This is a genomic window from Paenibacillus sp. P13VS (assembly GCF_015143645.1).
Taxonomy (GTDB): domain Bacteria; phylum Bacillota; class Bacilli; order Paenibacillales; family Paenibacillaceae; genus Paenibacillus; species Paenibacillus xylanilyticus_A.
Map to the genome: position 1 here is coordinate 1 of NZ_WYEV01000026.1, position 5,553 is coordinate 5,553.

At 34.4% G+C, this 5,553-nt stretch carries 4 protein-coding genes; 2 read left to right on the forward strand and 2 right to left on the reverse strand.

All coding sequences use genetic code 11. From position 1 onward, the window contains the following. The first annotated feature begins 234 nt into the window (after window positions 1–234). Together GUA98_RS29190 and GUA98_RS29200 are read left to right on the forward strand one after the other, a co-directional pair. Complete coding sequence (locus tag GUA98_RS29190; protein WP_000559145.1) at window positions 235–801, forward strand: cupin domain-containing protein; 567 nt, start codon at window positions 235–237, stop codon at window positions 799–801. Between the two features lie 414 nt (window positions 802–1,215). Continuing rightward, complete coding sequence (locus tag GUA98_RS29200) at window positions 1,216–1,656, forward strand: Hsp20/alpha crystallin family protein (RefSeq protein WP_000168945.1); 441 nt, start codon at window positions 1,216–1,218, stop codon at window positions 1,654–1,656. A 1,056-nt stretch (window positions 1,657–2,712) separates the two neighbouring features. On the opposite strand, the gene GUA98_RS29205 is transcribed toward GUA98_RS29200, so the two are convergent. Both GUA98_RS29205 and GUA98_RS29210 read right to left on the reverse strand, forming a co-directional pair. Then, window positions 2,713–3,333, reverse strand: coding sequence for a hypothetical protein (locus GUA98_RS29205; protein WP_000162395.1), 621 nt, complete (start codon window positions 3,331–3,333; stop codon window positions 2,713–2,715). A gap of 234 nt (window positions 3,334–3,567) precedes the next feature. Beyond that, window positions 3,568–4,851, reverse strand: a complete 1,284-nt coding sequence (locus tag GUA98_RS29210; RefSeq protein ID WP_000063005.1) for a plasmid recombination protein — start codon at window positions 4,849–4,851, stop codon at window positions 3,568–3,570. Window positions 4,852–5,553 lie beyond the last annotated feature (702 nt).

Here is a 5,553-nt window from a genome sequence, read left to right on the forward strand (position 1 = left end):
GCCCGCCATAATAGGAATGTATAAGAAGATGCATAGAATCATAGAAAAAGACAAAGGCGGATTCCTTGTGAGAGTAGGGATCCGCCTTTGTCTTCACTACCGATAATGAGACGTTATGTATACTAGATTTGTATAACGTATTCATGTGTTTTTAATAAGTCACCTTGAATCTAAGTACATTTCTTTAACAAGTGCATAGAATAATTTTGTAAAAACGTGAAAGGATTGGGGAAAATGCACTATAATCCTTATATATATCCATATCAATATCTTTATTATGTTAATGTACCAATACCAATGTATAACTATGGAAGACAGTCTGTTTATTGTACTTTTCCTAATGAGATAGAGCATGCAAACAGATTTGATTCTTTTCACCCTTCCAACGGTGATAGAAGAATTTCGTTAACAGATTATGGACCAAAACCATTTGTTGTTAATATCAATGAAGCAACTAAACAAAACAATACCTATCGTACTGCTTTATGGACAGGAACACATTTACAAGTTACTTTAATGAGTCTCAATGTTGGCGAAGATATTGGTTTAGAAATGCATTCAAACGTTGATCAATTCTTACGTATTGAACAAGGCCAAGGGATTGTTCAAATGGGCAAAAGTAAAGATAATTTAAACTTTAAAAGAAATGTCTATGATGATTTTGCAATAATGATACCAGCTGGAACATGGCATAATCTAACCAATACAGGTAATATTCCTCTAAAACTTTACTCGATATATGCTCCTCCTAATCATCCATTTGGTACTGTACATGTAACAAAAGCTGATGCCATAAGCTGAATTAAACTATTAGGGGTAGCATCAGGATTATGCGGATTTACAACGTTAAGACAAAAAACCTTGTATCAATAGAGTACACTCTATTGATATATAATTGTACTTGAAAAATCACGTCTCTTACTGACCTTAAATTCAAAAAATCTAAACAATCTGCTTTTAATCGGTTTACGATGACATTACCAACCATAAGCATCCCCAGCTGTCCTTCTCCTTCAGCTTCTGCTCTCATCATCCTTGCCATCAGTGCAACATCACTTTCGGTATATTTCACTCGTTACACCTTTATCACTCCTTTTATTGAATTATATGAACAGTGCTCAACAAAAATACGTTGTTGTCGATTCCTAATGAACCTGTTTAAATATGAAAAAATCAGGGAAACATATGAATGATAAATGAAGGAGGAATGCAATTATGGCATCAACACCATATGACCCATTTAGACAATTGGTAAATATGCGAAGAGATTTTGACCGTATCTTTTCTGAATTACCGTTTGATTTTGGAGGGGATAAAAATCACTTTGGAAACATTAAGGTAGATGTTTATGAAACTGAAAATGAAGTTGTGGCAACATGTGATATACCTGGACTTGAAAAGAGCGAAGACGTGAACATTGATATTGAAAATAATGTATTAACCATTAGTGGTTCTATGAATAAAACAAATGAAACAAAAGAAAAGAATATGTATAGAAAAGAACGTTACACAGGCAGTTTCCAACGAGTTATAACACTTCCTAGTCCTGTAACTATTGAAGGTGTATCTGCGACATACAAAAACGGTGTGTTAGAAGTAAAAATGCCAAAAACAACACCAAATAATAAAAAGAAAATTGATGTGGATTTTCATTAAAAATGGGCGATTTATATCAAGTGATGAAAGAATTCGAAAGGGACTATTTAGAGGAAATATCTAATATACAGCCAGAATTAGTGGACCTGCTTATACTAACTTGTCATTCTTCAGAAATTAAAAAAAAAGCTATATTAGATGAACTTACTCATAACATTAAATTATCATATATGAAAAATAATATGAATAATCTTTCGATTAGCAATCGTTGAATAAGGACTGTCGAATACGACAGTCCTGTTATTAAGGGTAGCATCAGGATTATGCGGATTTACAACGTTAAGACAAAAAACCTTGTATCAATAGGGTCTACTCTATTGATATGGAATCAATAATACGTAAAATAAGAGTTTTGAATGTATCATATGACTTGTCTCAAAACCCTTATCGTTGTTAAGTTAGCCTTTTTTTCTTCTCAGAATTGCTTAACGTTGTAAATCCGCATTTTCGGGACTGTACCCCTATTAGAAATAGTAAAAAGAATCTTCAATTTAAGATCCTTTTTTTATGCCGATAACGAAGATTATGTAAATGAGCTGTCTATATGGACGGCTTATTATTTTTTCGCTTAAGATTTTCCCCTTGTTTTTGGGTGGAATGGTGAAGGCTGGGGTGAAGCGTAGCGAGGGGCTAGCCCCTAAATATGCATCAAATACATATTGCAAAAGAATAATGTATCGGTTGGGAGAACTGGGTGGTTCGGCTGGTACAATTGCTTGTTCAAGTCGAGCAACTTAAATTCTCGTTTTTGGTCTGTTCGGCTTGGCGAAAGTCAAAAACCAGCCGAAAAAAGTTTTGCAAGGAGGGAGCAAAGCGGACAAGGTGGAGATTTTTTGAATGGGGTTCTCAAAAAATACTACCTGTTCCTTTCGGAACTTTTAACCCTATATATAGAGTGAGAAGAGAGAGACTTTTAAAAGTGTAAAAAATGTTGATATATCAGTGTTTTTAAAGATTTTCGTGTGTCACAAATATGTGACACGTGTGTCACATATTTGTGACACACGAAATAATAAAAAATCGTAGTTATCGATTTGATAACTACGATTTTTATTTTCAAAAAAACTTATTAGGTAAATCCTTTAAAATAGGCATCTTCATAGCTTTATAAAACATAACTTTTAATGCTTCATTTACATTGTCCTTATCTCCTGCATAAACCACATGAGGATTAATAAATACTGCATAAGCTTTAGCATTATTTCCTTCAACGCCTGAATCACCTTTAAATAAAATTCCTTTTTTAACTAAAGAATTGATTACTGTACTTGTAGGTTGTCTAGAAGCATCTATTAATTTTGCAATCTCTGTAATATTTGCGGGTACAGGGTTTTTCGCTTTAATATCAAGAACAATACAATTACTAGAAAAAGCAATATAAGGAATTATTTCAGTTAAAAAAATCTTCTCCCTATCTGTTAAATATTTTTGCCTATACAAATAGCCTAGATTCTCTTGCATTGATTGAGCAAACCTCACTTTCGATTGAGGACTCTTTTTAGTTCCTATGTAAATCTCTTTACCACCAGTAGCTTTACTTAACACCTTTAAAGCTTCATCTACTGCGTCTTGATCCATCCCATGATGTTCTTCTTCAAATTGTTTTTGCTCAATCTCTAAATCTCTTTTTCTCGCTTTTTGTTCAGCTTGTCCAAAGTTAATAATCTTTTTTGTCATGTGTTGTTGCTCCTCTCATTTTGTGAGCACCAACATAAATACCAAAAATCATAATTATGGTATTACCCTAATAATAAAATTATGATAATCTATAAACAGATATTGATTTTTAGGTATTTTCGTTGAATACCCTTTGAAACGAGCCATGCTCCAACATGGCTCGTTTTTATTTTATCACACATATAATCCCAAGAAATGGTCAAACAAAATTTAGAGAAACTTTTACTCACTTTGTTAAAAACGCTCCATGTCATGTCTCCGTTGTTTATGCTTCAGTTCCTTCTTGTGTTCACGTTCAAATTGATTGTCTACACCATTCATATCCAGTTCATTCTTAACAAGTCCTCTAAACGCCTTAAAATGCTCTCCAAGGACTTTTTTCGTGTTGTGGTATAAAACCTTTATGTTTTCCTTTAAATCTCCTATATGGGCTTTTAACGAGCTTATTTCCTTACGTAGTTTTCTATTCTCATCTTCCAAATCTGTATTTTTGTTAATAGCTTCAACCAAACCATCTGCTAAACTATCAACTTTACCTTGTAATTCTTTATTTTCTCGAACTAAATCTGTACGCTGCAAACGATCATAATCTTTTTTCACTGAATATCCAGCATTAATCATTCCTTGCACTCTTTTTAATTCTTTAGTTCCAACAATCCAATTCCCTGTTGGTTTTTCTACTTTTTCTTTTTTTAAAAAACCTTTATTAATAACCTCTATTTTCTTTTCTCTCTCAGCTTTAATCTTAATTTCTCCTGGCAATCGTTCGTTCATTTCCAGTAATTCATTTTTCTTTTCAAAAAGCTGGTTTTCCAAAGAAAGAATTTCCTTTTCTAAATCCTTTTTTTCTTTGTATTCATTCACATCTTTATAATTATTTGAACCAACTAATTTCCGTTCAATACCACGCTTTTTTAACATTTTTTCTAATATCTTCACTTCTTTTTCTCGCCAATCATCAAAAGGACGAGTTTTATCTAATGTTGGATCTTGTTGTGTAATGGCTCGGTCAAATGATACTTGTTTTTCAAGTCCTCGCTTATACCCACTCGCCACAGGCACAAAATTCAAGTGCATATGAGGGCTAGCCTCGTCATTATGAATGACCGCATTGTAAACTTTTAAATTTGGATTTCGTTTCTCAAAATCCTTAAACCACTCTAACAAAATTTCATTTGCTTTTTCATAATCGGCATTGGAAATGAAATTGTTCAAATCACCAACTTGAATGATCATTTCTTGCTGAAGCGCAGTTTTTTTACCGAACTGAATGTGTTTATAATAGTCATCAATTTTTCGGTCGTTACGTTTTTGTTTAGCGTTATAGTTCTCCAATACTTCTCCAAATTCTTCTTGATATAATTCCTTTAAATCTTTCTGAACAAGATATTTATTATCATCAGATTTTGAATAATCTATATGCGAATTTCGCTCTTTTTCCTTCTCGCTCATTGTCCTGTTATTATGTTTAATATTGGTTTTGTTCGTTGCTTTTTTGAGAGAAACTGACATGCTCATGACGAATCAACTCCTTGCCTCCACTATACCAAAAGCTTTGTTACCTTGGCAAAGTAACCTTTTCTGTATTGTGACATTCCGCTACGCTCCATGTACACAATGAAAAGGCTCTGCGAGGCTGTTTTGGCTATCGCCAAGCCATGCTTTGCATGACAAAAAACAAAACCTTGGACTCTGTCCAAACCTGCTGGGGAACTCTTCCCCAGACCCCCTTAATCCAACTCCCCAACCCCTCAATCCTTGAGGGGCTCCCTCGCCGGTTGGCAGGGTCAAAAGGATACCTTTTGACAACCACAAGAGGGTTGCATAGTGAGTGTGTCAACTCCTTATCCTCCCGCCCCCTTACGGGTTCGGTCCGGTACCGTTGACACACGCTATGCAGCTACCTCTACCTAATTAAAAACCTAATTTTCTACTCAAGTAGCACTACATAGGTTCCCCGCTCTTTTGATTTATAAAATCAACATTCTATGAACTTGTTATTAAGGGATACCACCAACATTTTGGAAAAAACCACGCTAAGAGTATGCAAGATTTTATGCAAAAAATCGGAAGACATAGGGAACTATGGGGAGGCCGAAAAGCCCGCCATAATAGGAATGTATAAGAAGATGCATAGAATCATAGAAAAAGACAAAGGCGGATTCCTTGTGAGAGTAGGGATCCGCCTTTGTCTTCACTACCGATAATGAGACGTTATGT

Coding starts and splice junctions, on each gene's coding strand:
- GUA98_RS29205 (WP_000162395.1), bottom strand. CDS start 3,333: ATGACAAAAAAGATTATTAACTTTGGACAAGCTGAACAAAAAGCGAGA.
- GUA98_RS29210 (WP_000063005.1), bottom strand. CDS start 4,851: ATGAGCATGTCAGTTTCTCTCAAAAAAGCAACGAACAAAACCAATATT.
- GUA98_RS29200 (WP_000168945.1), top strand. CDS start 1,216: ATGGCATCAACACCATATGACCCATTTAGACAATTGGTAAATATGCGA.
- GUA98_RS29190 (WP_000559145.1), top strand. CDS start 235: ATGCACTATAATCCTTATATATATCCATATCAATATCTTTATTATGTT.